The organism is Streptomyces sp. Y1, assembly GCF_041053115.1.
GTDB lineage: Bacteria > Actinomycetota > Actinomycetes > Streptomycetales > Streptomycetaceae > Kitasatospora > Kitasatospora rubellomurina.
Genome location: NZ_CP163445.1, coordinates 5395200 through 5420967, shown reverse-complemented (window position 1 = coordinate 5420967; position 25768 = coordinate 5395200). Strand labels below are relative to the sequence as shown.

General features: G+C 70.5%; 26 protein-coding genes. 3 read left to right on the top strand and 23 right to left on the bottom strand.

What is annotated here, in order from left to right; all coding sequences use genetic code 11:
- Positions 1-24 precede the first annotated feature (24 nt).
- Complete coding sequence (locus AB2U05_RS23500; RefSeq protein WP_369184177.1) at positions 25-972, top strand: helix-turn-helix domain-containing protein; 948 nt, start codon at positions 25-27, stop codon at positions 970-972.
- 15 nt (positions 973-987) lie between these two features.
- On the opposite strand, the gene AB2U05_RS23495 is transcribed toward AB2U05_RS23500, so the two are convergent.
- The 3 genes from AB2U05_RS23495 to AB2U05_RS23485 form a co-directional block, all read right to left on the bottom strand.
- Positions 988-1800, bottom strand: coding sequence for an SAM-dependent methyltransferase (locus AB2U05_RS23495; protein WP_369184176.1), 813 nt, complete (start codon positions 1798-1800; stop codon positions 988-990).
- A 227-nt stretch (positions 1801-2027) separates the two neighbouring features.
- On the bottom strand, positions 2028-2492 hold the full coding sequence (locus AB2U05_RS23490; protein ID WP_369184175.1) for a hypothetical protein: 465 nt from the start codon (positions 2490-2492) through the stop codon (positions 2028-2030).
- Positions 2493-2572: 80 nt separating this feature from the next.
- The gene (locus AB2U05_RS23485) at positions 2573-2845 is read right to left on the bottom strand and encodes a hypothetical protein (protein WP_369184174.1); all 273 of its coding nucleotides are present in this window, start codon (positions 2843-2845) and stop codon (positions 2573-2575) included.
- A 621-nt stretch (positions 2846-3466) separates the two neighbouring features.
- On the opposite strand from AB2U05_RS23485, the gene AB2U05_RS23480 reads away from it, so the two are divergent.
- Positions 3467-3724, top strand: a complete 258-nt coding sequence (locus AB2U05_RS23480; protein WP_369184173.1) for a hypothetical protein — start codon at positions 3467-3469, stop codon at positions 3722-3724.
- Positions 3725-3768: 44 nt separating this feature from the next.
- On the opposite strand, the gene mobF is transcribed toward AB2U05_RS23480, so the two are convergent.
- Entirely contained in the window at positions 3769-8790 is a 5022-nt protein-coding gene (gene mobF / locus AB2U05_RS23475; RefSeq protein ID WP_369184172.1) for a MobF family relaxase, read from the bottom strand.
- A gap of 316 nt (positions 8791-9106) precedes the next feature.
- Here mobF and AB2U05_RS23470 point away from each other — a divergent pair, with 316 nt between their 5' ends.
- Positions 9107-9568 carry a hypothetical protein gene (locus AB2U05_RS23470; RefSeq protein ID WP_157882265.1) on the top strand — a complete coding sequence of 154 codons (462 nt, stop codon included), beginning with the start codon at positions 9107-9109 and terminating at the stop codon, positions 9566-9568.
- A gap of 100 nt (positions 9569-9668) precedes the next feature.
- Here AB2U05_RS23470 and AB2U05_RS23465 read toward each other — a convergent pair whose 3' ends face one another.
- The 19 genes from AB2U05_RS23465 to AB2U05_RS23375 all read right to left on the bottom strand — a co-directional run bounded on the left by AB2U05_RS23465 (position 9669) and on the right by AB2U05_RS23375 (position 24963).
- Positions 9669-10661 (bottom strand): hypothetical protein, encoded by a 993-nt coding sequence (locus AB2U05_RS23465; RefSeq protein WP_369184171.1) that lies wholly within the window; start codon positions 10659-10661, stop codon positions 9669-9671.
- A 192-nt stretch (positions 10662-10853) separates the two neighbouring features.
- Positions 10854-12059 carry a hypothetical protein gene (locus AB2U05_RS23460; RefSeq protein WP_369184170.1) on the bottom strand — a complete coding sequence of 402 codons (1206 nt, stop codon included), beginning with the start codon at positions 12057-12059 and terminating at the stop codon, positions 10854-10856.
- Complete coding sequence (locus tag AB2U05_RS23455) at positions 12056-12904, bottom strand: phosphoadenosine phosphosulfate reductase family protein (RefSeq protein ID WP_369184169.1); 849 nt, start codon at positions 12902-12904, stop codon at positions 12056-12058. The genes AB2U05_RS23460 and AB2U05_RS23455 overlap by 4 nt, the downstream gene beginning before the upstream one ends.
- Complete coding sequence (locus tag AB2U05_RS23450) at positions 12867-13859, bottom strand: DUF2637 domain-containing protein (protein WP_052707719.1); 993 nt, start codon at positions 13857-13859, stop codon at positions 12867-12869. The genes AB2U05_RS23455 and AB2U05_RS23450 overlap by 38 nt, the downstream gene beginning before the upstream one ends.
- Positions 13860-13940: 81 nt before the next feature.
- Positions 13941-14441, bottom strand: a complete 501-nt coding sequence (locus AB2U05_RS23445) for a hypothetical protein (protein WP_244179041.1) — start codon at positions 14439-14441, stop codon at positions 13941-13943.
- Positions 14442-14525: 84 nt separating this feature from the next.
- On the bottom strand, positions 14526-14780 hold the full coding sequence (locus AB2U05_RS23440) for a hypothetical protein (protein ID WP_369184168.1): 255 nt from the start codon (positions 14778-14780) through the stop codon (positions 14526-14528).
- Between the two features lie 533 nt (positions 14781-15313).
- Entirely contained in the window at positions 15314-15604 is a 291-nt protein-coding gene (locus AB2U05_RS23435; RefSeq protein WP_045703957.1) for a hypothetical protein, read from the bottom strand.
- 85 nt (positions 15605-15689) lie between these two features.
- Complete coding sequence (locus AB2U05_RS23430; protein ID WP_045703955.1) at positions 15690-16844, bottom strand: hypothetical protein; 1155 nt, start codon at positions 16842-16844, stop codon at positions 15690-15692.
- Positions 16845-16946: 102 nt separating this feature from the next.
- The gene (locus tag AB2U05_RS23425; RefSeq protein WP_369184167.1) at positions 16947-17489 is read right to left on the bottom strand and encodes a hypothetical protein; all 543 of its coding nucleotides are present in this window, start codon (positions 17487-17489) and stop codon (positions 16947-16949) included.
- Between the two features lie 57 nt (positions 17490-17546).
- The gene (locus AB2U05_RS23420; RefSeq protein WP_369184166.1) at positions 17547-17990 is read right to left on the bottom strand and encodes a hypothetical protein; all 444 of its coding nucleotides are present in this window, start codon (positions 17988-17990) and stop codon (positions 17547-17549) included.
- Positions 17991-18426: 436 nt separating this feature from the next.
- The gene (locus AB2U05_RS23415) at positions 18427-19338 is read right to left on the bottom strand and encodes a hypothetical protein (protein ID WP_369184165.1); all 912 of its coding nucleotides are present in this window, start codon (positions 19336-19338) and stop codon (positions 18427-18429) included.
- 52 nt (positions 19339-19390) lie between these two features.
- The gene (locus AB2U05_RS23410; RefSeq protein WP_369184164.1) at positions 19391-19651 is read right to left on the bottom strand and encodes a hypothetical protein; all 261 of its coding nucleotides are present in this window, start codon (positions 19649-19651) and stop codon (positions 19391-19393) included.
- 65 nt (positions 19652-19716) lie between these two features.
- Positions 19717-20202 carry a single-stranded DNA-binding protein gene (gene ssb, locus AB2U05_RS23405; protein ID WP_369184163.1) on the bottom strand — a complete coding sequence of 162 codons (486 nt, stop codon included), beginning with the start codon at positions 20200-20202 and terminating at the stop codon, positions 19717-19719.
- 544 nt (positions 20203-20746) lie between these two features.
- Positions 20747-21451, bottom strand: a complete 705-nt coding sequence (locus AB2U05_RS23400) for a Fic/DOC family protein (RefSeq protein WP_369184162.1) — start codon at positions 21449-21451, stop codon at positions 20747-20749.
- Positions 21451-21654 (bottom strand): hypothetical protein, encoded by a 204-nt coding sequence (locus AB2U05_RS23395; RefSeq protein ID WP_369184161.1) that lies wholly within the window; start codon positions 21652-21654, stop codon positions 21451-21453. Before AB2U05_RS23395 ends, AB2U05_RS23400 begins: the two co-directional genes overlap by 1 nt.
- A 193-nt stretch (positions 21655-21847) precedes the next feature.
- Positions 21848-22528, bottom strand: a complete 681-nt coding sequence (locus tag AB2U05_RS23390) for a hypothetical protein (RefSeq protein WP_369184160.1) — start codon at positions 22526-22528, stop codon at positions 21848-21850.
- Positions 22525-23073 (bottom strand): hypothetical protein, encoded by a 549-nt coding sequence (locus tag AB2U05_RS23385; RefSeq protein WP_045700690.1) that lies wholly within the window; start codon positions 23071-23073, stop codon positions 22525-22527. The genes AB2U05_RS23390 and AB2U05_RS23385 overlap by 4 nt, the downstream gene beginning before the upstream one ends.
- Positions 23074-23173: 100 nt before the next feature.
- Complete coding sequence (locus AB2U05_RS23380; RefSeq protein ID WP_369185985.1) at positions 23174-24799, bottom strand: ParB/RepB/Spo0J family partition protein; 1626 nt, start codon at positions 24797-24799, stop codon at positions 23174-23176.
- Complete coding sequence (locus AB2U05_RS23375) at positions 24799-24963, bottom strand: hypothetical protein (protein ID WP_369184159.1); 165 nt, start codon at positions 24961-24963, stop codon at positions 24799-24801. The genes AB2U05_RS23380 and AB2U05_RS23375 overlap by 1 nt, the downstream gene beginning before the upstream one ends.
- Positions 24964-25768: the final 805 nt, after the last annotated feature.

Sequence of the window (25768 nt, the reverse complement as noted above, 5' to 3'; positions counted from 1 at the left end):
TCTCTCTTTCTCACTGGGGCCCGCGTGTCAGATTTTGGCGATTCCGGAGCATTGAACGGCTATGTCCCGTTTGGGCGGTCGGGTGCCAATCCGGAGCAGAACCCTACGGTCGCCGCCGTCGTCCTGAGCGCCACCCTGCGCTCGATGCGGCTGTCCCGAAAGGCGAAGCAGACCGCCGCCGCGGAAGGCGGCAAGATGTCGCCTTCGAAGCTGTGCAAGCTGGAGCGCGGGACCGAGCTGCCCGGACAGCGTGATGTGGAACTCCTTGCCGACTTCTACGATGCCTCCTCCACGGAGAAGGCATGGCTCGTGCTGCTGACGAAACTGGCCCGTCAGCCGCCGGCGTGGATGCGGGCCGGAATCTCCCCTCCGCCGTTCATGTCCCATCTTGTGGGGCTGGAGCCCGCGGCCGAGGAGCTGTGCACATACGAGGTCTTGCTGTTGTCGGGGCTGTTGCAGACCGAGTCCTACATGCGGGCCGTCATGGTCCGCAGCGAGCCGCCCCTCGATCGGGACGAGGTGGAGGAGAGGGTACGACTGCGCCTCTACCGGCAGGCGCAGCTCTTCGCCGACCTGCCGCACTGTGTCTTCCTGCTCGACGAGAACATCCTGCACCGGCGTATCGGCACCCGGGACACCATGGTCGACCAGATGGACCACCTGGCCAAGGTCGCCGAGGACACCCGAATCCAGATACGCATCCTTCCGATGGACGGAGACCAGATCCTGTCCAACCTCGTGTCCCTGACCCGCCTCCAGTTCGGCAGGACCGTCACGGGGCTGCCCTCCGTGATCTACATGGAGACCCACGAGAGCAGCAAGTACTTCGCCAAGGGCGACAAGCCGGAGAAGAAGAGTGACCCCTCGTACGAGCGCCTCAACACCACGCTCACCAAGCTCCTGGGAACGGCCGCCGACCGTGACGTGAGTCTGGAGATGGTGAGGCAGGCCCGGCAGCGTTTCTCCCGCTGACCGGGCCTGCCGGACCTAGTTGACCCGTGCGACTCCGCCGAACTCCAGCCACTCGTGCGTCTGTTGCGGCCGCCGGTGCAGGTCGTCCGGCCGCCAGTGGGTCACGTCCGCCAGGTACGGCGGCAGGACCGACAGTCCGGCGAAGTACCCCCGGACGTCGCGTTTCTGGCGCACGCGACCCCAGTGACCGCCCGTGCCCTGGTCCATCAGCTTGGTCACCTCGTCCCGCACCCGTTCGTCGTCGCTCACCAACTGGCAGATGACCATGTAGCTTCCGCGGGCGAGGCGCGCCCGCATGCGCTGGATCATCTCCCCAGGCTTCTCGGCGTCCTTCAGGCAGTGGATCACCGAGACGTACAGCGCCGCAACGGGCTTCCCGAAGTCAATGAACCCGTCCTTCGCTGCCTGCTCGACCACCAGGTCGGTGTCGGTCATGCTGGCCTCGATGAACCGCGTGCGGTCGTTCACGTCGAGCGACGTGCGGCCGTGCGCGATCACGATGGGGTCGATGTCTATGTAGGCGACCCGGGCTTCCTCGTGAACCGACTGGGCGATCTCGTGGACATTGGGCCTGGTCGGCAGGCCCGAGCCATGGTCGAGGTACTGGGTGATCCCGCACTCGCTCGCGAGAAAGCGCACGACGCGCTCCAGGAACCACCTGTTGTTCACGGCGAGGTCGCGACTGCTGGGCGCGATCGTCAGCAGCTTCTCGCACGCCTCCCGGTCCACCTCGAAGTTGAGCTCGCCGCCCAGCAGCCAGTCGTACATACGAGCCGCGCTTGGAACGGACGTGTTAATGGCATGCGCATGCCCACCCTCAGTACCCACGGTGCCCCTTCCGCGGACGGACAACCCAGGGGGTTCCCTGGGAAGTTGGGGACTAATCGTAGGCAGGCGTGCGCGCTTCCACCACGCGCCCGTTCGGGTGGTAGGTGTGCCAGGTGGCGCACGGTGGCGAAGGGGTAGTGGATCTTTGCAGGTCGCGCGCCACCTAGCCGGGCGGAAGGCAGCCAGAACTCGCCTTCGCCGCAGGCATGCCGGACCGGCAGTGAGTATCACGCACGGGCAAGTATGCGAAGGGCGGCGCGCAGCTGCACCTCCACGACACCCGTCCCCACACCCATGAGCCTCGCTGCGACCGGGAGTTCGACTCCCAGTCGATGTTTCAAGAGCACCGCGTCGGCGGCGTCATCGGGCAGGACGGTGTGCAGCCAGTTTCCCGGGAGTCGGCCGGGCGCGCTCCTGCGCGACACGGCTCCCCTCAGCACGGACCAGCATGTCGCCATCGGCTGGGAGCAGCCGAGGATGGCAGTCCACTCCGCTTCCAGGTAGCCGAGGGTCCACGCCACCGCCTCGGCGCCCAGTTCCTCGGCCGCCAGTCGAGTCCGCGCGTATTTCAGATAGTAGGGCTCGTTGAGCTGGACAAATGCGTCGAAGTCGCTGCGCGACCTCGGGCTCTGGTGCCGGCCGCCGCATGCCTGGGGGCTGCCGGGCGTCCTGGTCCACGGGTTCGGTCTCATGCTTGCGCCTGCTGCTCCTCGGTCCGCTTCTGCTCGGAAACGCAGAACGGCCCTCCGCAAGGGAGGGCCGTCCTGCACATTCAGACCAGCCGGACCCTGCGGACCCGGACCACCACCTCCCCGGTGTACCGGAGCAGACACAGCATCAGGGCTGCCCGGGAGAGGGGGACGGGCCCTTCACCCAGCGCGACGTAGGCGAGGAGGGGGGTCGCGAGCACGCCGCTCAAACGCGCGGCGACGTCGATTACTTCGAACGAGCGCAGAGCCCCGCTCGAAGGGAAATCGCTGGTAGCTTCGGTGGGACCGGAGTACGGCAGAATGCGCTGCCGGCCTCCATGGAATCGATCGAGCATGCGTTGTTCTCATCGTTCTTGATCGGTTTGGTTCGATCCCCGGGCACGGTGGGGCAAACCGTGCCCGGGGCCGTGCCGGATGTCCGGCACGAACATCAACTTACCGGCGCCACAAGGCCGCAAGGCAGTTGAGGCCCAACCACGCAATTTCTAGTTCGCGCGAGGCAACCTCGAACAGACAATTGACGTTTGCGCTCAAGATCCAGTCGGGATTCGTTAGTCCGTGCCCATATTCTGTCTCCACCAGAGAAACCGGATACACCCACTCCGGATAGCCTCCGGGGCGAGGGAGGAGCCAGGCGACGGTTACGGTGAACCACGGATGGCCCTCGCGATCCTTTGCCGGACTGGCGGACCGCGCTGGTCCTTGCGAGCCCGTGGCGGCTGCTGAACTTCCGGTTGCAGAGCGGCGGGGTTGTGCGCCGGGGCCTGAACTTGGTGGGGCCCTGACTTCGGCTCGGCGGCCGGGCGCAGACCTGGCGGTCTGGGCGAGCTGGCCGCCGCCCCAGTGCTGGCGCTGGTCGCGGTGGGCCCGGCGTTCGGCATGGGCCGCGCCTCCGGTGGCCTCGCTCGGAGGGTTCTCGGCGTGCGGTCTCCAATCATTCCGAGCACTGTCGAGGTATGGGCGTACTGGTGCTGCTGGAGGTTCTTGAAGGGTTCGACCCGGATGAAGCCGACCCCGTCTTCATCCGGTCGATCCACGCCGCCGCGAGCGATCCTGAAGTGCCGGAGGACCCGCTGCCGACGACGCTCTGTGGCATCAGCACTGACCCGTTGGTGCACACGCACTATCAGGCCGGTTTCGGGGAGTCGTGGTATCCAGCAGCGTTCGAGGAACAGCGATGCCATGAGTGCGAGAGGGCACTTCGACGGCTCTGACCCGACGTCGGACCAGGGCACCTCACCCCGAAGCGTCATGGGTGTCAGCGGATACGGGGACCGCGCTGGTCCTGGCGAGCCTGCGGCGGCTGCTGGACTTGCTGCGGCGCGGCGGGGCGCTGGACTGGGGCCTGAGCCTGACGCTGCTCGACGGGCTCGGGCCGGCGGCCGGGTACGGACCGGGCAGCTCGGGTGGGCTGTCCGCCGCGCTGCTGGAGCTGGTCGCGGTGGGCCTGGCGCTCGGCCTGTCGGCCGGCTCGGCGGCGTTCGGCGAGGGTGGGCTGGCGTCGTTCCTCGGCCTGCGGCTGCTCGGGCTGGGTGGCCTCTGCGGTCAGCTGGCGGCGCTCGGTGAGCACGGCACTGACCTGCTCGGCGACGGACGGTTGGGCCAGGGCGGCGTCGTCCAGGCGCGGGAGGTTGGCGAGCCAGGTGGCGCCGGTTCGGGTCGCGACGGCACGCAGGATCTCGGCCTGGTCCGCCGCGGGCAGGGCGCGGTAGACGTCGGCTGTGAGCTGGTGGCGGGCCTGCTGATCGGTGCTTCCCGTGTTGCCCGCCGAGCTCACGGGTGCGGCAGCAATATCTCGGGCGGCGACGGCGGCGGCGGTGGCCTGCCAGTAGGCGTCGTGGCCGGTGCGTCCCTTCTCGATGTAGGGGCCGGCCGGGCGGGCGGCGTTGTCGTCGGTGACCTTGTACTGGTCGCGGTAGGCGGCGACGAGGGCGAGTTCCTGCTGCCACTGGGCGCGTCGGGTGGGGTCGGCCGGGGCTTCGCCGAGGGTCCGGCTCCATTCCGGGCGGTTCTCCACGGTGCGGTCGGCGAGCACCGAGAGCCGGTTGGCGATCAGGGCGACGCTGTCGGTGAGGTACTCGTGGTGGCGCGGGTTGGCCGTGGTGGAGCGCGGCACGGCGCTGATCCAGGCGGGGAGGTCGGCGCGGCCGGAGGCGGCCCGGGCGTGGGCGAGCACCTGCTGCTGGGCGTGCTGGAGCAGTTCGGGCAGGGCGGTGCGGCCGGTCACCTCGGAGAGGGCGGTCTCCGCGGTGGTGCCGGTGTCCTCGATGGCCTTGAGGGTCCAGGCGAGGGTGCGCCACAGCTCCGCTTCGGCTCGGTCGTTCTGCCGCTCGGCGGTGGCCGGGGCGTTGGCGGCGAGCTGGCGGCCGATGCGCCAGGCGAGGACCTGGCTGAGGCTGTCGGCGCCGGTGAGCGAGCGGCGCTCGGCGGCCTGGCGCAGCAGGGCGGCGGGTTCGTGGCCGGTGGTCTCGGCGCGGCGCAGGGCGGCGGTGAGGGCGGGCCAGGTGTTCTCGTTGCGGGCGCGGGTGTAGTGCGCGTCGCCGAGGACGGCGGCGGCGAGGGCCTGGTGGCGGAGGGCTTCGGGGGCCTGCTGGTGGTCCTCGGGGATGCCGTCTTCGGCCAGGGCGGTGCGGGCGGCGCGGGTCAGGGCGGTGACCGGGTCGCTGGTGCCGATGGCCTGGGCGGTGGCGGTGGTGAGCAGGTTGGTGGTGTCGCGGCCTGTGCGTTCGGCGGCGGCCATGACGCCGGCGAGGTGGGGCCACTGCGGGTGGGCGGTGACCTTGTCGGTGGTGGTGTTGAGCGCGGTGGCGGTGGTGGTGGCGTAGCGGTTGAGGGTGTCGGCGGAGACGTGCGGGTGTGCGTCGGGGGCTTGGGCGGCGGCGGGCGCGATGCGCAGGGAGGCCGGTTCGGTGGTCGCGGTCTCGGGGTCGAAGCGGTGGGCGGGCAGGTTGGTGAGCTGCGCGACCAGGGCGGCGTAGCGGGTGGTGTCGGCGGTGGTGGGGGCGCTGAGGTGGGCGGGGGCGGGGCGCGAGTTGGTGATGGTGTTCAGGCGCCAGGCGAGGGCCTGGGCCGGGGAGTCGGCGGAGGTCAGGTCGCCGCGCCAGGTGGCGGCGGCGATCAGCCGCTCGGGCTGCCAGCCCATGGTTTCGGCGTTGCGCAGCGCGCGGGTGACGGCGGTCATCGCGTCGTCGGCGGTGATCTGTTCGGCGAGGGCGGGGCCGAGGAGTCGGTGGATGAGCTGGTGGTAGTAGGGGGTGGTCAGGGTCTCGGTGGCGTGCTGGTGGCGGGGTACCAGGGTGGCCAGGGAGACGGCGTCCTCCTGGGCGTTGCGGATGGTCTCGGTGGCGGAGAGCTGGGCGCCTTCGCGGCTCAGAACGCGCTCCAGGACCTCGCGGGCGGCGAAGGAGTCGGGGTCGTTCTTGGGCAGGTCGAGCTGCTCGTCGGTGTCGAACGGGAGGAGGTCGTGGGTGGCGGTGTAGAGGGTGGTCTTGTGGCGGGCGCGGGTGAGCTGGACGTACAGCTCCTCGCGGGTGGTGTCGTCGGTGACCAGGGGGTGGGCGGTGTCGACGGTGCCGCCCTGGGAGCGGGTGATGGTGGAGGCGTAGAGCAGCTGGACGTTGGCGGCGACGTACTCGGCGGGCAGGGTGAGACGTCCGCGGTGTTCCATGTGGCGGACGTTGAGGGAGCCGTCCTCGTGGCGCTTGAGGACCTCCCAGGCGTCGCCGTTCTTGAGGAAGTCGCGGCCCCGGTTGGTGGTGAGCTTGCGGTCGTTCTTGCGGGTGACGATCCAGTCGCCGCGGCCCGCGCGGTTGCCGTCGCGCAGCAGGACGCCGTCTGCCTCGACCTGGCCGGCGGCCACGCGGTCCTCGCGGGCGCGGGCGGACAGGGCGGTGACGTCGGTGCCGGTGCGGGCGCTGATCAGGGTGGTGCGGCCCGCGAGCATGTCGGTCTTCCAGCCCTCGTACGCGGCTTCGACCATCGCGGTGCGCGAGCCGCTGACCACCCGCTGGTTGGCGAAGTAGAAGTCCAGCCCGGCGGTGTCGCCAGTGCGGATCTTGAGGGTGGCGGCTGCTTCGGCCTTGTCGCTGAACCGGTGGAGGGTGGTGAGTTCGACGGCGCCGGCCTCAGCGGCGATCAGCCGCAGCGCGCCGCCCGCTTCGACGCTGCTGAGCTGGCGGTAGTCGCCGAGCAGGCGCACGGTCGCGCCGCGCTGAGCGGCGATCTTGACGAGGTTGTCCAGGTTGAGGGTGCCCGCCATCCCGGCCTCGTCCACCAGGACGACGTCGCCGGGGTTCAGGACGAAGCCGGCCCGGCTCTCGGGCACGTTCCGGCCGCTGAGCAGCTCGCTCATGTACGTACCGCCGGTGTACTCCCAGAGGAACTTGTGGAGGTTCTCGGCGGGCTGCTTGAGGTCCTTGGCGAGGACGGCGGCGGAGGCTGCGGAGGTGGCGAGCGGGACGACGCGCTGGCCGGCCTGGTTGGCGACGTGGACGTACGCCTGCATCGCGGTGGTCTTGCCGGAGCCGGCCGGGCCGAGGCCGAGGGACACCAGCCGAGGGTCCGTGATGAACGCGGTGACGAGGGCGCGCTGGCCCTCGTCGAGCGCGCGGTTGCGGGCCTCGAAGCCGTCCAGGGCGGCGCCGACGAAGGCCGGGTTCGGGCCCTCGGTGACGGGGGTGAGCGCGGCGGTGACCAGGCGGCGCTCGGCGTCCAGGATGGCGGTGCTGGTGTAGCGGGTGGAGGCGTGCTGGACGAACACGGAGTCGCCGTTGGCCCGGCGCAGTTCCTCGGGCTCGTCCAGCAGGGTGGGGGTGTCGATGCGGACGCTGTGCGTCGGGGAGATGGCCTCGGTGACGATCGCCTCGACCAGCTGCTGGTGCTCGGCGGTGCTGGTGGTGGGGTGCTCGGAGCGGGCCAGGCGCTCGGCGTGGGCGCGCAGGTTCCACACCGTCCACACCGCGCGCTCCTCACCGACAGCGGTGGTCACGGCGGCGGCGAGGGTGGGGATCTCGACCGGCTTCGGCTCCTCCTGCTGGGCGGTGGCCGGGGTGCTTTCGGGTGCGGGAACGGCCGCCATCACGCGCTGGACGATGTCCGGGCCGAGGGCGGTGGTGATGGTGTGGGTCCAGTCGGCGCGCATCTCCTCAAGGGAGCGGGCGGCCTTCTTGCCCTCACGGGTGTCGAGGTTGGCCTGGCGGGCGAGCTGGTGGGTCATGCCGCGGGAGGGGTCGTGGCCGTGCTCGCGCCGGTACTCGCGCAGGAGCTGCTCGTAGCGGGCTTCGATCTCGGTCCGGCGGGAGGAGAAGTGGGTGATCGCCTCGACGGGGACACCGACGATCTCGCGCACCGGCTGGCGCTTGGTGGCGGAGTCCTCACGGGCCTCGAAGGTGACGCCGAGCCGGGCGGTCAGCTCGGTCTCGAACCGCGAGTTGTAGAACTCGGAGGTGGCGACCGTCATCGCCAGGAGGCCGCGGGCGTCCAGCGAGCGCCACTTCCCGTCGATGCCCTGGATCTTGTTGGCGAGGACGACGTGGGTGTGGAGGTTGGGGTCGCCGGCCCGGGAGTCGAAGTGGTCGAAGGCGACGGCGACCAGGCCCTTGGTGTCGATCTGGGCCTGGCCGGTGCTGCCGGTGCGGGTGTACGCGGCGTTCTCCTCCAGCAGCTCCAGCGCGGCGTCGCGGGCGGCCTCGTGGGCTGCGCGGACGGCGGCGCGGACCTCCGGGCGCTCGTCCAGCGCCCACAGCACCGCGGCGGACTTCACCGGGGCGAAGACCAGGTCGAAGCCCGCGACGGCGGCGCGCTGGCGGCGGGACTCCTCGTGCTGGACCTTCTTGATCTCGGCGCTGCTGGGGGTGCGCCGGGTCTCCTTCTCGATGACGGCCAGGCGCCGCTCGACGCGCTGGGCGAACGGGTCCAGCGGCTCGTACTCGGGGTACTTGCGGCCGAGGGCGGCGGCCTTGATCGCGGCGGCCTGGACGGCCTTGAGCTGCTCATCGTCCATGTCGGCGCGCACGTTGGCGGCCAGGTGCTCGGCGATGATGCGCTGGGCGTCCGGGTGCTGGCCCAGGCCGAAGAGGTGCTTCATCTGCTGCTCGGTGACGGTGGTGCCGTCGAGCTCCAGAAGGGGTGCGCCGCGGCCGAGCCAGACGCCCGCCGGGTTGCCCTTCTGGGTGTAGTACTCCTCGGCGGACTGACCCCGCTGACGCTGTACGTCGCCGCCCGCGACCTGGCGCGTCAGGTAGGTGTAGCCGTTGCCGGCGGTGAGCTTGTGGATGGTCATCAACGCGACCACCCCCAGCTTTTCCGGTTTCGGATGAGGGTGAGTGCAACGGCTATTCGAGCCGCCTGTTCACCTGCCTCATCAAATGCCATGTGAGTACTTTAGCCCCGCGCAGCGGACCATGCTCAGAATATCTGCAAGAGGTGTCTGGATGACTTGGCCTGACTGGCATATGGCCAGCTCAGGACCTCTTGTTGGGCAGTTTTAGTGATTCGCCTCTCGGTTTTTCTATCGAGACTTCTCGATGTTTATCGGTGCCTATCATGCGAGGATCTACAGGGTTTATCACCTGCGGTTTTGCGGCTATGGTTCTGGCATGAGCGGACGAATTTCGGCGTCGCGGGCCAGTGCGGTTCGGGCGGCGCAGAAGGCGAAGGCAGCGCGGGACGCGGAGCGTCTCCGGCGCGAGAAGCAGGTGGAAGCGGCGCTGACCGACTTCTACGAGCAGACGGGGAGGGCGGAGCAGCTGCGGGCGAGCGCGAGCGCGCGGGCGGCGAAGGTCCTGGCGGACGCGGAGGCGGCTGCGGTGGAGCCGGAGCGACGGGCGCGGGAGGCGGTGGTCGCCCTCCATGGTCTGGGCGAGCCTCGTGATCAGATCGCCGAGCTGACGGGGCTGGCGCTGGGGGACGTCCGGACGATCCTGGCGGAGTCGGCCGGGTCGGCCGCGCCGCGGGACGGCGGGCGCGGGGCCGGGCCGGAGGTTGCGGCTGGGGCCGGGCCGGCGGGCTCGGCGGTCGGCTCCGGCAGCGCCGTGGTCGGCGAAGCGGTAGCGGGGTGAGCGGGAGGTCCGGGCGTTGCCGGGTGCCGCCCGGGGTGAGGAACGGCGACGGCGCTGCCGACCGTGATGGTCGGCAGCGCCGTCGTCATATCGGGTCCGGTTACCTGCGCCAGAAGGTGTCGAAGGCTCTCGGGTCGTAGCGCGTGCCCTCGTCGGTTTCGATCGGGGTCGGGCAGAGTGGGTCGCCGGTCTCCCGACCGCGCTTGAGTCGCCGGCTCACCGCGCTGAGGGTGACTCCGTAGTGGGCGGCCAGCTCGGTCGCCGAGCGGACGGGACCGACCAGCCAGGCACGGTGTTCGACGGTGCCCTCCTGGTCGTAGCCGAAGTCGCGCAGCACGGCCGCCTGCTCGGCACTCGGCTTCCCCGTCTCGGGGAGGTACCCGAGTTCGACGAGGACGGCGGTCTGCTCCGGGGAGAGCGGACCCGACTCGGGCAGGTAGCCGAGACGCCAGAGCACCGGCAGCAGGGCGGCGGCAGGCCACACCCGCGAGCGGCCCACCTTGCCGCTGCTGAGATCAGCGATCTCGGGGCGGCGGACCAGGGTCTTGACAGCTTCCTTGCCCCGGCCGGTGAGCCGTTCGATGGCGGCGGTGGTGAGCACGTCTGACGTCGGCGTGGTGGCCGGCTTCTCCGTCGTGACCGGGGGTTCGACGGTACCTCGGGGACCGGTGCGGCGGTGGCGTCGGCTGAGCCACGCCTTGACCTCGCCCCAGCTGTACGTGCCCAGGGCATCGCCGACCGGGAACGGGTCGCTGCTGTCCTTGTAGTGCGTGCGCATCGGGCTCAGCGTGCCGCGAGCGATGCCGGTCCGGTTCGCGATGTCGGTGATGGTGACCCGGTCGGTGTCCGCCCCGGGCAACTCGGTGACGTCGACCCGGGCGGCCTGGTGGGCTCGCATCCACTTCACGCAGGCATCGCGCGCGAACCGCTGCTCGCCTGCGTCCTCCGGCACGGTGCCCTCCGGCCACTGCGGGTCCTTGATCAGGCGGCGGACGGTGAACTCGGACAGGCCGGTCGCGCTGGCGATGTCGGCGACGCTGAGGCTGTCGGACGGGGCAGCGGCCAACCGCTCGGCAAGCGTCACGGGGGCCATCGGCTAGGTCTCCTTCGGGTAGGCCGGCGGGAGTGACGGCCTCCCTGTTCCGACATGCACTAATCTACCTGCGCGAGGTAGCCGTCTTTCGGGATCGGTCTTCTCGTGGGAGGGGGCCAGACAGCTTGCCCAGCCGACCCGAGAGGTCGGCACGGCTTCGGCCGTGCTGCTGGCCCCCGGCTTCCGTTCAGGTCACGCCGCAAGGGTGACCGAGCGCCGGGTTCCGGGCGCGGTCTGGTGGTGAAGTCGCTCCCACCAGGCGCCGAAGGCGGGCCGCTCTTTGTCGAGAACGCCGGCCGGTGCGAGGGCGAGCGCCTTCTCGATGGCCGGGTAGCCGATGGTGCGCGGGATGATCTCGGCCCTGGTGATGCCGTACTCGTCGGTGACCACGCTTCCGGCGGAGGTGGCGCGGAGCATGTGCTGAGCGTCGTCGTGGTTCCCGGTGAACACCGTACGGACGCTGCGCCACGCCGCGCCCTTGGCCGCGGGGTCGTCGCGGCGGGGGTGGACGATGCGGCGGACCTCGTAGACGCTCCACCGTTGCCGTCGAAGGTCCTCCTCGAACCGGGCGAGGACGTCGGTCAGCCCGTGGGAGCGGGCGAGGTCCTGGGCTGCGACGCTGCCGTAGAGCTTCGAGCGCGGGTTGAGGGCCATGGCGGTGAACTCCAGGGCGAGGGCTTGAGCGCCGATGGCCGGCTCCGCCCGCCAGCGTTCAATCAGCTCAGCCCGGCCTCGGTGGCCCGCCGAGAAGGGGCAGTAGCCGCACGCGGACCTCGACCAGGGCTCCCCGAAGAGGTCGAGCAGGTACTGCGCGCACTGCTGGCGGTCCCACCCCCAGTCGTTGATCAGCGGGTACTCGGGACGGCGGCCGGTGGCGGTGAACCCCTCGTCGCGCTCGGCTCGGCGCAGTTCCTCGGTGGCGAAGCCGAGGACGTGCCGGAAGGGTCGGCCGTCGAACTCGTCGCCGAGCCACCCGTCGAGTACATGGCCCTTCGCGTGCAAGCTGCATAGCCGACGTTTGGCCGCGAGCTGCGGGACGGTGCCGCTGGCGCGCAGCTCGTCGGACAGGCGCCACGGCCCCTTCATGATCAGCCGGAGCGGGGTTCGGGAGTCGTCCAGCACGGTGTACCCACCGCGCTGGCTGGTGCGGCTGATCTGGACGAGGCGCGTACCGGTGCCACGCAGCAGCGGCAGCACGTGTTCCTCGGTGAGGCGGCGGGTCACGTCCGGCTCGTCGCCGGTCATCGCGGTGAGCACGGTCAGCCGCTCCAGAGGGAAGTCGCGACTGGCCGGCTCGGTGAGCCAGCGGGCGAGGACGGCAGTGCTGTCCAGGCCCATGCCGTAGCTCAGCACGACGGGGAGGTCAGCGTCCGCGGGGGCATGGCCGGTACGGGTCATGCGGCACACCCCTCCGTACGCTCCCCCACGGTGCAGGATGATGCCCCGTACGGGTGCAGGGGGCGTACGGGGTCGGCGTCCGTACGCTCGGCGGCGGTGATGATCTGTTCCATCGACAGGTCGCGGCGGAAGGGCTGGCCGATCTCGTCTTCGACGAGGACGTAGTCGAGTGCGGTGTCGGGGGCCATCCGTGCGGCGGTGATGAGCTGGGCGCGTCCGGCGAACGGGCACAGGCGGCAGCTCAGGCGGGGCAGGTGCTGGTAGGCGGGGTGGGGCGGGATGCCGCTGGCCCGTACGGTCTTCCACACGTCGTCGGTGTTGAGTCGGTGGATGGGCAGCCAGGTGGTGATCTGGCGCCGGCCGGAGCTGGCGGCACGGTCCGTGCTGAGGGTAGGGCGGCGAGCCCGTACGGTGCTCTCGTCGGCGCGAAGCCCGAGCGAGGTGACGATGTGCGCGGGGCGGCCGGTGACTTCGAGCCGGGCGGTCAGCTCGGTGTAGAACTTCCTGGCTACGTCTCGCTTCAAGTACGAGCGGCAGAAGGGGGTGCCCGGTCCGGGCCACCGGCCGCGGGACCGGACGAGGTCGAGCAGTCCGCCGCGCTCGCGGCGGCGGACCTCGAAGGGCAGCCCGTACGCGGCGGCCTGGCGGGCGGCGAGGGCGGGCACTCCGTCCCATTCGGCTTCGCCGAGGTCGAGGTGTAGCACAACGGTGCGTTCCAGCATCTCCTCGGTGGCGGTGGTCGCCCACAGGTGGAGCATCGCGGCGCTGTCCTTGCCCGCGCTGTTGTTCAGCACGTACGCGTCGGCGTCACGCAGCTGCGGCGGTATGTGGAGGGTGGTGCTCACGTGCGGGTTCCTTGTACGGGTTCGGTGCGGGCTGGGAGGTGGGGGGTACGGGCTGGTCGTCGGCGTCGCGGGGCGTACGGACCGGGTTGAGGGGCTTCGGCGCGTCCGTACGGGCGGTGGCCTCCTGCGAGACGGAGGGTTCCGCACGGCCCCGGTGGAGCTTGCGGGCCTCGCCGACTCGCTTCTCGCACCAGGACCGGCCATAGCCGGTCGTACGGGTCAGCGCGTCGTAATCGGGCTTCCACTGCGGGTCGGCCCTCATCGCGGCGAGCAGCTCGGTCATGACGCTCAGCTGAGTCGGCCGCTGCTGGGGCGGCTGAGGCCGGTCGGGCTGCTCGTCGTTGTCGCGCTCGTCGGGGTCCGGCTCGGCCGGCTCCGGTTGCTGGGGCTCGTCCGCCGGTGGTGCCGGGGCCTGGTGCGCGGCAGCCTCGGGGTCGTCATCGTCGGTCTCTCCCGCAGGGTCGTCCTGCGGTTCACCGGATTCGGAGGGTGCGGCTGGGGCCTGCGGGTCGGTGGAGCGGGACTCGATGATTCCGGCGGCGGCCAGGAACGCGACGGCGGGCCAGGCGGCCATCACATATCCCCAGGGTGTGGGCTGTGCGACGGCGAGGTTGGCGGCCAGGCTCATGGCGACGCCGAGGACCAGGACGGCCCGGGGCCAGCGGGCGGAGTGTCCGTGGCGCTTGCGGCGGCGCAGTTCGGAGACGGCGCCCAGGGCCATCAACTCGACCGAGACGGCGATGGCGTACGCCACCCAACCGGTCTGGCCGGCGCGATCGGCGGTTTGGACGACGTGGGCGAAGGACACCGCGAACGCCGCGACTCCGAGGACTCCAACGACGATGTCCGCGGTGAGCGCGTCTCCGTCGCGCGGGAGGTGGAACCTGGTGGGTGCCGGCTTGACGGAGGCGTTGTGGAAGGGCGCTCTGTTGCCGGGGTGGGTTGGGGTGCTCACGTGGTGCTGGTCTTCCGGGTTCGTGGGAGGTCGTCGCGGCCCGGTTGCCCTCCGGGCCGCGACGGTTGACGGGGCCTGATGTCAGCGGTGCTCGCCCAGATGGCGCTTGCGGCTCTCGTCCACGTAGCTCTTGGTGGTGGAGCGGGTGGCCCACCCGCACGTGCACTCGGCGGTGGAGTAGGCCCGCCCGGGGCACCCCTCGGTGAGGGGCCTGCCGCTGCTGGTGTGCTTGTGGGTAGGCGGGCACTCGCTGTCGTCCGCGTGGTGGTCGGTGCGGGGTGCGCGGTACTTGAGCGAAGGAACGTTTCTTCTCGGCTGCCGGGTCGGGGGCGAGGTGGGGTGAACCTCGCGTTCGCGGCGCTCGGCGGTCGTCTTCATCGCGGCCCACTCGGCTTCCTGAGCGGCCCACTCGTCCTGGGTGAGGGCATCGCCGACCACGGGGTCAACGGTGTGGTGGAAGTGGGTCTTCCAGTCGGCCGCGACCAGGCGCCCGGCCTCGGCTTGGGCCGCTTCGGGGGTGGCCGCGGAGACGGTCACCACGTGCACGGTGATGTGGTCCACGGGAACGATGTACGTCGGCATGCTTCTGGTCTCCTGGGCAGTTGGGGGCTTGGTGCTGGCCGGGCTCGGCGTGGCCGGGTGGTTGCCGGGCCACGCCGAGGCGGTTCAGGAGTCGGAGGCGCCTGTCAGGGGCTCCCAGTTGCTGCCGTTCCAGAACTCGGTCACGGCGCCGAGGGTGAGGGGTTGGCCGAGTGCTTCGAGAAGCTGCTCCCGGGCGGCGGCGGTCTCGGGCATCACGGCGTTGGCGGTGATCCGGGTGCGGTCTGCGGTGACCTCTCGGACCATCGTGCGGCCGTTGCGAAGATGAGCCCGGAGCGCGCGGGCGATGTTGTACTCCTTGACCAGCAGGTCGAGCAGCAACGACGTGCTGACGGGACGGCCGTTGAGGCGGCATGCGTCGGCGAAGCGCTCGAAGTCGGCCGCGTTGAAGTCCTTACGGGGAACGAACTCGGTGTCGCCCCCCCGTGCCGTGGTTCTCCGCGCTTCCGATCGTCACGCGGCCGTGGCTGAGGGTGGCTTTGAACGGGAAGCCGCGCCGAAGCGTCAACTCACGGTAGGCCGTGACCTCGTAACGGGGCTGGTCGGGGGTCTGGAGCCCGGTGTGGGGCAGGGTCGGCACGGTGTGGTTCTCCTGGTGGTGCGAAGGGTGAGGGTGTGCAGCAGGAGGGCCGGGAGGGGTTGGGCCGAGGTGCGGGGTCGATCCCCGCAGCTCGGCGCCCCGGGCCGGGTGCCGGCTGGCCACGGGCGGCAGAGGCCGGCGGGCGGTGCGGCGCTTGGTGCTGCGATGAGAAAGCGGCGGGAGGGGTTGGGCCGAGGTGCGGGGTCGATCCCCGCTCCTCGGCGCTCCCGGCCGGTGGGCCGCCCAGCGTCGCGCTGGGCGGCGGTTGGACCGGTTAACCGGGCTGGTCAGCCTCGGCCTCGGGCGCGGGCTCGGGCTCGGCTTCCGTCAGCTCGCTGATGACCGTCTCGATGCCGATGGTCGTCCTGTGGAGCAGGTCACGGGCGGCGGCGGCGCGGACGTCGTACAGCTCGAAGTACCGGACTTCGTCGCGTGGTTCGACGGGGCAACCGTCGCGGTTCGGGTCGTACGTCGGGAGGGCTGCGCGCAGCTCCTCCTCCCACTCCTCTTCGAAGGTGGTGACCTCGGCGACCAGATCGCGCAGGCGGTCGGCGGTGGTGTTCATGGCGGGCTCTCCCTCGGGCGCACTGGGCTGCGGTGGCTGGTCCGTGGCGGGCCGCCCGGCCCTTTCGGGCCGGGCGGCGGGGCGGTCACAGCGAGGCAGCCAGCTCCATGGCGCGGATGCCGAGCGATTCGAGTTCGTGAGCCTCGTCAGCATCGGGGAGGGTCTGGGCGACGGAGGTCACGGCGTGCATGACGCCACCGGCGGACAGGTCCGCACCCCGGATGAAGTGGGCGAAGATGTCGGCCCGGACCGCTTCGGAGAACCGGAGACGCTGGCTGACGGTGGTAATCGCCTTCTCGGGGTCCGTGATTTGGGCTCCGGCCTTCTCCTCGATGTCCCGCAACTGCCGGAGGATGTAGTCGCGGTCAAGGAAGGTGCGCACGGCGTCGGCCGTCTGGGAGGTGACCAGGTCCAGGGTGCGGTCCTGGGTGGTGCCGCTCCACTGGATCACTCCGTCCGCCTGACGTCCGCCGATGTGCACGGACTTCATCGCGTCCTTGGTGATGGTCATGCCGTTGTCGCAGACCTGGACGACCAGCCGGGGCACGATGCTGAACGCTCCGCAACCCGTCTCCGAGTTGGAGATTTCGAACCCGGCGAAGACGGTGGGGTTGTCGGCGCCTCCCGCCCCGGTGAACGGGGAGCGGTAGTTGCGCAGCAGTTCGGGGGCGTAGGCGCGAACCTCGTCCGCGACTACGCGGACGTACATCCGCTGGTCGGTGAGGTCGCAGCTGTCCAGGCGGACCTGAACCCCCGCGTCGTAGACACCCCGGAGTGCGGCCGTCAGGATGTCCAGGTTGTCGATGATCCGGTAGCTCGCGGAGAGGAACGCGCGGGCCGTACCGGCGTCCTCGCCCTGGCCGGGCCTGAGCGTACGGATCATGTAGCTCTTGGCCTCGCGGCTCTCGTGGTTCAGCCAGCCGTTGACGTTCTGATCCCACAGCTCCGGGGCCTCGACGCGGGTCTTGCGCAGGTAGCCCACCGGGATGCCCAGCTTCTCGGCCAGCCCTGCCTCGGCGACGCCGGTGAGGCGAAGCTCGGTGGCCTTGCGGGTGACCCCGTCAGGGGTGATGTCGTACTCGTAGTCGCTGCCGTCCACGATCAGTCGACCACCTTCGGCGCGGATGTTCTGCGCCGGGGTGATGATGTCGGCCTTGCGGGGCTGCTGCTCCCGCAGGATGTCCACGATCTCGCGCAGACTGGCGTTACGGGTGGAGGTCTTGGCCAGGGAGATGGTCATGTGTGAGGTCCCTTCGCATGTGGTCAAATCGTGGGCCGCTGGCCGGGGTTGCCCTCCCCGACCAACAAGACAAGAATACATTAAAGAGGGTTTTTAAGCAAGTCACTGGACATGCGGACGCCTGGTCACCTCGTCCACCATGTCCGACATCTCTTGAAAGACGGACACGGTGACGGCCGCCGACCATCGCCGGGTGCAGGCGATGGCCTCCCCGGCACTCGACTCCCACGCGACCGCCGCGCGCAGGCCGGGCCGCACCGGAAGTTCGGGGCTGACGACGTAGTGCGCGCCGGGCAGGTAGGCGTTTCGCCACGCCCTGCCGATGGTGTCGAGGGAGCACACGAACGCCAGGCGCAACTGCCACGGGACAGTGAGCCTTCCGCCCTCGCGCACAGCCGAGACCCTGGCCTGCGCGCCCGCCAGGAAGGCGTCGAGCGCGACCAGCGCGCGGCACGCCTGCCCCCAGTCGGCGACTGCGAGCGTTGGAACGGAGGGCAGTTGCGCAAGCTCCTCCGGGGCCACCTCTCGGACGACGGCGGCGGCGGCGTCGAAGCGCGACCCGATGGCGGACAGGACGGCGAGGACCTCACGGGAGCGGGCCGGACGATCAACGATGAGATCGTGGTGGACGTCGATGATCTTCATGCAGTTTCCTTCGAGCGAGGGCAGGCCACGGCCCGGCGGTCCGGGCCGCGTGGAGGGTCAGTTACGGAGGCCGGACGCCCAGAGCAGGCCCGCGAAGCTGCGGGCGACGGCGGCGGGATCGTCGCCGCCCCGGGTCCACGTGGGCACCTTCTCGTCACGGACCTGCGCGGCGGGCGCGGCGTAGATCGCCCCGCGATACAGCGCGTACTCCTCGCCGGACGCGGGGACGCGCAACTCCCAGGTGCCCAGCTCTTCGCACATGATCTGGACGGCGTAGGTCCGCGCGGAGTGGACGATCACGACCGTACGGGGCGCACGGGGGATGCCGATCTCGGTAAGCATGTGGTCGAGTTCAACGGCGGCGGCCAGGCGTTCGGCGTAGGGGAGTTCGGTGATCGCTTCGGGGGTGAGCCAGCACCAACCGCAGCCGGCCCCTTCGGCATGGCCGCACTCGGCCCGCTTGGCTTCGTTGATCTCCCGGAGGCGCATCAGGTCGATCATGCTCAGGTGACACCTTTCAGTCAGTTCCTCGTGGGCTGCCGGTCGGGGTTGCCCTCCCCGACCAACAAGACCAGCATACACTAAAGAGGGTTTTCAAGCAAGTTCACGGACAGGACTCCCCGCCCGGGAAAGACGGGTGACGGACCGTCAGTTACGAGGGCGCACCTCCCCCGTCCCCCGACAGCTGCCTGGGGTCCGGGGCAAAGAGGCCGTCCGGGTCAAGGGCCGGCCGAAGGCCGGTGGCGCAGCCACGCGAAGCGCCCTTGAGGCGGGCGGCCGGCTCCGGATACTGGGCCGCGAAGGGGGGCCGGGGGAACCGCGCAGCGGGGCGCCCGGACCAGAAAAGCAGCCGCGCCGAAGGCGCGACCGAATCCCGCCCGCCCCCGGCAGCAACAACCACCGCCACCGGAGACAGTCCGGTGGCGGTGGCCGTAGCTCACGCGGCAGGCGAGGTTTCGTCCTCACGATCGGGGATGTCCACGGTGAGCGCCGGGTGGACAGCTGCGATGCGGCGCAGGCGGCTGCGAGCGTCGGCGCGGGCGGCAGGGCTGGGTGCCTGCCGGGCGGCCTCGGTGAGGTAGGCGATGAAGGCCGCAAGCGCGGCGGGGGTGTGCAGGATGATCCGGCGGGGCTGGAACACCGCTGCGCGGTCGCCGAGTCGGTGAGCGGCGGTCCATGCCCGGTAGAACTCCTGGGCGCCGGGGGTGAGGGGCTGGTGTCCGGCAAACTGGCCACTGAGCCAGTCGGCGAGGAACCCGCCGACTTCCACGGTGGTGGGGCTGGCCTCGGGGGCCCGCAGGCGGCTCCAGCGGGTGATACGGGTTTCCAGTGCGGCCAGGCGGCGGACGGCCGGGCGAAGTTCGTCGGCTTCCCGCGCGGCTCGGCGGAGTTGCTCGTCGGCGGCAGCCCGCAGGTAGTTCGTGTGTTGGGCGTGACGGTGGAGGTCTGCGCGGTACTCGGTGATGATCTTCTCTCCGACGTCCCGTGCGCGGGCGCGGGCTGCCTCGGTGGCTACTTCGTAGGGGCTGCGATGGAGCCGTTCCCAAGGGTCGCGGTCGCTGGTGGTACCGGATGGGAGCAGGGTGATGCCGTCGTAGATCCACGAGTTGTAGACGGCCAGGCGGTCGGTGTACCCGCTGGGGTTCTCGGTCGGGTCGTAGCGGCCCGAGACGAGGCGCAGGCTGGTGTAGGCGTCGGGGTCGTCGCGTTCACCGGGCGGGGCTTCGGGGTGCACGGTGATGGTGCCGAAGACGCGCGGGGCGCGGACGGTGTAGTAGGTGAGGCCGTTCTCTGCGTACTCGACGTCGTAGCGCAGCAGCAGGCGGGCTGCTGTATGGGTGGTGACCAAGGATTCTCCGGGTGGCCGGCCGGACCGTAGCGGCCCGGCCGGCTGGGGTCGGTCAGCGCTGGGCGCCGGACAGGAAGGGCGGGATGCCGCGTGCTTCGGCGGCTTCGTTGATGAGCTTCGGCAGGCGCAGGACCACGGTCTGGAGCCAGAGCAGGCCGCCGACGACGGCCAGCAGCACCACGGTGGTGAGGATCTGGTCGTGGACGGCGCACGCCGCGCCGAAACCCATGAGGGTGATGACGGCGCCGAACAGGCCGCGCTGGATGGTGTTGATGGTGCTGGTCAGCCCGGACTCGGGCGAGGTGCTGCTCACGGTTGGGGCCTTTCGGTGCCTGGGTTCGGCGGGCCGGGCGGCTTGGCGCCGCCCGGCCCGGTTGATCATCCCGCCATGGCCGGAGTCGGCCAGGGGTTGGTGGCGGGCGGGGCAGTGGGGCGGGGCGGCCACGTTGCGGCGGGCGCGGCCTGCTGGGGGGCGGCCTGCTGGAGGGCGGGGCGCTTGCCGGACGCCTTGGTGACCTCGGCGGTGGCGAAGCGCAGGCTCGGGCCGACCTCGTCGATCAGCAGCTCGGTGAAGCTGCGGCGGGGCCCGTCTGCGGGCTGGTACGAGCGCTGCTTGAGCGTGCCGGTGACGATCACGCGGGCGCCCTTGGTCAGGCTCGCTGCGATGTTCTCGGCGTAGCCGCGCCAAGCGACACACGGCATGGACAGGGAGTCGCCATCCCGCCATGCGCGGGTCGCACTGTCGTACACCTTCTCGTTCGCGATGACGGTCATGTTGACCACCGCCGCACCGCCGTCCGTGTACTGGAGGGTCGGGTTGTCCGCGAGGTTGCCGATGAGGGTGATCTTGGTCTCGCCTGCCATAGTCGCTGCTCCTCTTGAGGTTCGGTACGGGCGCCGTGGTCTCGGTCCGCCAATCGGGGGTGCCCTCCCCGACCAACAAGACAAGAATACACCAAAGAGGGTTTTCAAGCAAGCTCAGGGACGGGACTCCCCGCCCCGGGAAAGACGGGTGACGGACCGTCAGTTACGTGGGCGCACCTCCCCCGTCCCCCGACAGCTGCCTGGGGTCCGGGGCAAAGAGGCCGTCCGGGTCAAGGGCCGGCCGAAGGCCGGTGGCGCAGCCACGCGAAGCGCCCTTGAGGCGGGCGGCCGGCTCCGGATACTGGGCCGCGAAGGGGGGCCGGGGGAACCGCGCAGCGGGGCGCCCGGACCAGAAAAGCAGCCGCGCCGAAGGCGCGACCGAATCCCGCCCGGTTCGCCGTCGAGCACCCGGGCGCTTCGGCCGGTGCTCTACCCTGGTAGTCCGCATGCTCCACCCGTTCGCGGGGGTGCTGTGGTCTCTGGCCGGTGGACCGTGCCAACCCGCTTCCGCGGGGGTGTCCACCGGCCGCCCTCGTTTCCGGGGTCAGCGCCGGATGGTCGGCTGGTTGGACGGCCGGACGGCTGGTGGCTGGATCACTGGTGTCGGCGTCGGAGTCGGAGTTGCCCTGACGGTCGCGCTGCTCGCGGTTGCTGCTCGGGTCCTTGGTGCCGGCTGGTCGACGGTGAGGTCCGAGAGCATCGACCGCAACGGGCCGGAGTTGCCGTTGAAGCTGGCGATGGACGCGAGCGTGTTGCGGTCGGGGTCGAGGCGGGTCCAGTCGATCGGGTGCCCGGCCTCGGCTGCGAGCTGTCCCAGGAAGGCCCTCTGCGTCCGCCCGTTGCCCTCCCTGAACGGATGCAAGGCGTTGACGTCGCCGTAGAGGTCGGCCAGGCCGGTGAGGAAGCTGTCGCGGTCGAGGCCGCGGAGGTGGTTCTGGCGGCGGGCGAGACGGCCGAAGGTGTCGTTCGCGAAGTCGGGGATCATGCGGACGAGGCAGAACCGGGTGTTGTCCTTGGCGATCTCGATGCTGCGGATCTGGCCAGCCCACGGGTAGATGCTGCCGAAAACCTCCCGGTGGAACGCCTGGAGGTGCGCCAGGTCGTAGGTGCCGTGGATCGGCTTCTCGGCGAGGCGGGTGAGGCGGGCGGCGGTGATGTCGGCCTCGGCGGCGGCGAGGGCCTGGGGGTCGGTGATGCCGAGCCTATTTCGCAGAACGCCGCTGTCCGGGTCGGCGTACGGGTCGGCCATCAGGGGGCCGGCTGCTCGGTGCCCGGGGCGCGGTGGCGGGCCTCGGCGCGGGCCACCAGTTCGTCGGCGGAGATCGTTCCGGCGGCGTACTCCTCCGCGTCGGCGGCGTAGTCCGCCGTGGGGGTGAGTCCCTCCGCCTGGACCGAGCCCAGTGCGGAGGACAACGCGCGGCGGCGGCTCTCCGGGGTGTCGGGGTCGTGCATCGGTGCTGCTCCTCGTCTCCGCGCGGGGCGGGCGCGGGTGGTTCTCATCAGCGTACGTGCCTGGCGCTGACCGGCACACCGGCGCTCGGGACGGGCGCGGCAGACGGCCGGCCCCGGTCGGCGGGCGCGCGCGAGGGGGAAGGGGCTCGATGCCCCTCCCCCTCGGTGCCGGCCGCCGGTCCGGGCGGCCGGGTCAGGCGGCGATCGGCTGGGCCTCCGCCACCGGCTGAGGCAGCGCTGTCACGCGGCCCTCGCCGGTTTCGGCCTTCTCGATCACGACGGCCTGGGCCGCTGCCCGTTCCCGCTCCCGGGTCAACTGCTCCTGGAGCTGGGCCACCTCACCCTCCAACTTCCTGACGGCGTCCTGGTGGTGGCGATGGCGGGCGGGTGCGTGCTGCTCGTCGTGGGCCCGGCGCAGCTCGGCGGCCCACGGGCGGGAGAGCATGTGCCGTGTGATCGCGTAGACGATGGCGGCGGTCCTACGCTGGGTGCCTTCCGGGGCGCTGGGACTGTAGTGGCCGCCGATCTCCCGCCGGACGACCAACCACCTGTGACTGGTCGGGCTCATCGACTCGGGGTGGAAGACCGCTCGTTCGGCCAACTGGACTCCGTAGACGGTCGGCGCATCCTCAAAGTGCTGGGTGAACGGGCTCGGCGTCGGCTTGCCATACGTGATCTCGATGGCGGCGCCGGAGCAGCAACCCAGGTAGTAGTGCCCCGGCTGCCACCCCGCGGTGATGGTGCCGCCCAGCTCCGCGACGCGGTACAGGGCGGCCCCGTGTTCCCAGTCCAGGGTGATGGTGGCGTGCATCCGGTAGCCGCCTTCGGTGACCAGGGTGACGTACTGCGGGCCGACCGGCCGGGCGCTGTTCATGCCGCCGCCCGGGTGAGCGCGGGGGCCTCGGCGTCCTCGAAGATCGGCACCTTCCCGGCGGCCAGCTCCTCGATGTCGGGGAGGTTGCCCCACCGGCGCGCGGCGTGACGGTAGGCCGTGGTCCAGAGGTTGAGCTGGCTGGTGACGGCGTCCATGTCGGTGACGATCGTCAGGAGCCCGCCGATGCTGACGCGCAGCTGCGGCGCGCGAGTGGGGCTGAGCTTCGCGGGCAGCGCCTCCACGACTGGCGGGCGGACCGGGGCGTCGAAACGCAGGTGCCCGGAAATCAGGCCCTCGGGCTCCGGAACGACGCCGGACCGTACCCCCGCGAACAGGGCGGCGGCCTGAGCGGCAGCGCGCGACCACGCCTTGTACGCCTCGTAGGCGGGCTGCGGGTGGGCCAGGCGGATGCGGGCGGAGGGCATGGTCATCAGGATCGTTCGGGCGATCAGTACGGCGTGCGCCTCGTGGCGACCGGCGAGGTGCACGGCAAGATCGGTTCGGACGATGGGCGGCGGGTCGTCGGTGGTAGCGAGGTACAGCATGCGGGGCCTCCGGCCTTGGTGGTGTGGTCTCCGAGGGCCGGGGGTGTCCGGTGCCATCGGACACCCCCGGCGTGGCGGGGAGGGCGTCACCCCCCCGTGGTCAGGCAGCGATCGGTTCGTTGATCTCCGGGTAGCGGGCTTCCCAGTCGTCGGCCTCTTCGACCTGGTCATCCGTGCCGTCGCTGTCCGCATCTTCGGACTCGTTCTCCGTCACAACTGCGAGGTAGCGGTCCAGCGGGTCTTCCAGCTCCTCGTCCTCGTCCTCCTCGGCGACGGCCGCCAGCTCCGGCCCGTCCCCGCCCTCCTCGCCTTCCAGCTCCTCGTCCTCCTCGGCGACGGCTGCCAGCTCCGGCCCGTCCCCGCCCTCCTCGCCTTCCAGCTCCTCGTCCTCGTCCTCCTCGGCGGCGGCCTCGGCAGCAGCCTTGGCGGCGGCCTCGGCGATCCTCGCCCGGAGTACGGCCAACAGGTCGATCTCGGGCTCGTTCAGCTCGTAGCCGTAGGCCATGAGGAGTTCGAACCACGCCACGGCCACCGCCGCCTTCCCCCACCCGGAAACGGCCTGGCGAACCTCGCGTTCCGCGCGCACCGCCACGATGGCGAGCATCACCAGGGGCAGTCGTGCCTCGGCCGTCCGTCCGATGAAGCGTCCGAACCGGGCGGTGCGGTCGTCGTCACCTGGCGCCTGGAGGAAGGCCAGCACCTCGGGGTCATGCTGGTCAGCCCCCAGCGAATACAGCATCGCGAGCACCTTCCGGGTCATCCCCTTCGGCACCTTCTTGGACCGGCAAAGCTGCTGGATGTACTCGTGCCGCACTTCCTGAGCGATGGCGAGCGCCTCCTTTCGCTCACGGTTGGCCTGCTCCGCCGCCGCCTTCGCTTCCTCCTCGGCCGGGCTGCGGAACGAGTAGCTCCGCAGCAGCACCGTGTGCCCGTACTGGTGCGGGTCACGGCACAGCCACCTGGCCTTGATGTCGCCCTGTACGTTCTCGTTGAAGAAGGCCGCGTGTCCGCCACAGCTCTTGTGGTTCTCCGGCGTCAGCACCACCCCGTCAGCGTCGGCAAGATCCTCCAGGCCGACCTCCTTCGACCCGCCCCAACCGAATCCGTACGGCTCGCCGACCATCCGGACGCCAGCAGCCTTGAGCGCCTGCGTGGTCTCCCGACGCTGCACGGCCTTCACGGCCTTGGCACGCTCGTTCTTGATGGCCCAGCTGAGCTTGCCACCCCGCTCGATTGTGTCGAGCAACCGCTTGTACGCCTTCGGGTCGCCCTCGAACTCGGCGATCAGCTCGGCGTCCTCCAGCGTGAGCGCTCCCTCGTCCACGGCGCTCCGGGCGGTCTTCGGCATCGCTGACAGAGCGATCGAGGCCCTGACCTTCTTCGGGTCCTGAGCGACTCGCGCGGCGATCTGGTCGGCGTCGAGGCCGAGTTCGATGGACAGTTGTGCGTAGGCGTCGGCGATCTCGCTTTCGCGCATGTCCTCGCGGTGCATGTTCTCGACGAGCTGCGCGATGATCCGCGCTTCCTCGGCGCTCAGGTCGTTGCGCACGATGACGTCGACGGTCCGGTTGGCCTCGATCGAGCCCTTCGCGCGCCGGTTGCCCAGGATGATCGCGACCCCGCCCTCGTAGGGGGTCGCGATGATCGGCTGGAGCAAGCCGTGTTCCTTGATCGAGCCGACGAAGTCGGGCGTCAGCTCGGCCTTGCGGACGTTGCGCGTGAAGATCAGCTCGGCGGGGTCGATTCCTTCGAGGAGGATCTTCGCCGGGGCTTCCCCGGGTCGGTGGCCTCGTCGTCGGAGTCGACCTCGATTGCGTCCGTCGGCTCGATCAGCTCCGGCGCGCAGCTCTCGTCGTCCAGCAGCTCAGCGGGGGCGATTACGGTGGTCACAAATCCTCCAACAGGTGCCTGGTCTCTGCCCGTTGGGCGGGGGTGCCATCCCCTCCCAACAAGAACAATAATACCCCAATGAGGGTTTTTGGTCAACCAGACTTGATGGCTTCGGGCCACTTCGGCCGAGGTGGATTCATGATCGTTTGCGGGTCGCGCGGAAGGTACGGCGGCACAGCTGACCAGCCCGTACACACCTCCCCCGTCCCCCTGATAGCTGCCTGGGGTCCGGGGCAAAGAGGCCGTCCAGGTCAAGGGCCGGCCGCAGGCCGGTGGCGAAGCCACGCGAAGCGCCCTTGAGGCGGGCGGCCGGCTCCGGATACTGGGCCGCGGAAGGGGGACGGGGCCCTCTGCAACGTCGAGTACAACCGGAAAACCACCCAGCGCAACTACTCAGGTTGAACTCGCCTTGTCGTAGGTGCTGAGACGTGTCGATCGGCGGGCGTGCCCCTGCAGGACAGTTGGCCACTGTGCAGGCTTGGTGACCAGGGCTTTCAGGTTGGCTGGCCAAGCTGAGCCCCGTGCATGGTCGAGCCCTCGCCCGAAGCCCGGACTGGCCAGGCATCCGCAACGCTGGCTCGGGACACGCATCGGCGCCCAGCGGGTCGGCCTGCTCAAATGCAAGCGACGTCGGGTGTCACCTCCCGGCGCCATCATTCACCGCCGGCCCGGCACGGCCGGTGATCACCGTTCCCGCGCCAGTCCGACGACCCGTCACCCATTCGGGTTAATCGTCCCCAAAGAGCGTCCGACGCCGCGCCTCGACGGAGATGATCACCATCTGTGCGGCAGCCGCCGCTCCAGC

What these genes read in the sequence shown, in the direction of transcription:
- AB2U05_RS23435 (WP_045703957.1), bottom strand. Translation starts at nt 15,604, where the DNA reads ATGAACACCACCGCCGACCGCCTGCGCGATCTGGTCGCCGAGGTCACC.
- AB2U05_RS23470 (WP_157882265.1), top strand. Translation starts at nt 9,107, where the DNA reads ATGAGCGGACGAATTTCGGCGTCGCGGGCCAGTGCGGTTCGGGCGGCG.
- AB2U05_RS23400 (WP_369184162.1), bottom strand. Translation starts at nt 21,451, where the DNA reads ATGGCCGACCCGTACGCCGACCCGGACAGCGGCGTTCTGCGAAATAGG.
- AB2U05_RS23385 (WP_045700690.1), bottom strand. Translation starts at nt 23,073, where the DNA reads ATGCTGTACCTCGCTACCACCGACGACCCGCCGCCCATCGTCCGAACC.
- AB2U05_RS23395 (WP_369184161.1), bottom strand. Translation starts at nt 21,654, where the DNA reads ATGCACGACCCCGACACCCCGGAGAGCCGCCGCCGCGCGTTGTCCTCC.
- AB2U05_RS23490 (WP_369184175.1), bottom strand. Translation starts at nt 2,492, where the DNA reads ATGAGACCGAACCCGTGGACCAGGACGCCCGGCAGCCCCCAGGCATGC.
- AB2U05_RS23445 (WP_244179041.1), bottom strand. Translation starts at nt 14,441, where the DNA reads ATGCCGACGTACATCGTTCCCGTGGACCACATCACCGTGCACGTGGTG.
- AB2U05_RS23420 (WP_369184166.1), bottom strand. Translation starts at nt 17,990, where the DNA reads ATGATCGACCTGATGCGCCTCCGGGAGATCAACGAAGCCAAGCGGGCC.
- AB2U05_RS23430 (WP_045703955.1), bottom strand. Translation starts at nt 16,844, where the DNA reads ATGACCATCTCCCTGGCCAAGACCTCCACCCGTAACGCCAGTCTGCGC.
- mobF (WP_369184172.1), bottom strand. Translation starts at nt 8,790, where the DNA reads ATGACCATCCACAAGCTCACCGCCGGCAACGGCTACACCTACCTGACG.
- AB2U05_RS23390 (WP_369184160.1), bottom strand. Translation starts at nt 22,528, where the DNA reads ATGAACAGCGCCCGGCCGGTCGGCCCGCAGTACGTCACCCTGGTCACC.
- AB2U05_RS23465 (WP_369184171.1), bottom strand. Translation starts at nt 10,661, where the DNA reads ATGGCCCCCGTGACGCTTGCCGAGCGGTTGGCCGCTGCCCCGTCCGAC.
- AB2U05_RS23460 (WP_369184170.1), bottom strand. Translation starts at nt 12,059, where the DNA reads ATGACCCGTACCGGCCATGCCCCCGCGGACGCTGACCTCCCCGTCGTG.
- AB2U05_RS23480 (WP_369184173.1), top strand. Translation starts at nt 3,467, where the DNA reads ATGGGCGTACTGGTGCTGCTGGAGGTTCTTGAAGGGTTCGACCCGGAT.
- AB2U05_RS23485 (WP_369184174.1), bottom strand. Translation starts at nt 2,845, where the DNA reads ATGCTCGATCGATTCCATGGAGGCCGGCAGCGCATTCTGCCGTACTCC.
- ssb (WP_369184163.1), bottom strand. Translation starts at nt 20,202, where the DNA reads ATGGCAGGCGAGACCAAGATCACCCTCATCGGCAACCTCGCGGACAAC.
- AB2U05_RS23425 (WP_369184167.1), bottom strand. Translation starts at nt 17,489, where the DNA reads ATGAAGATCATCGACGTCCACCACGATCTCATCGTTGATCGTCCGGCC.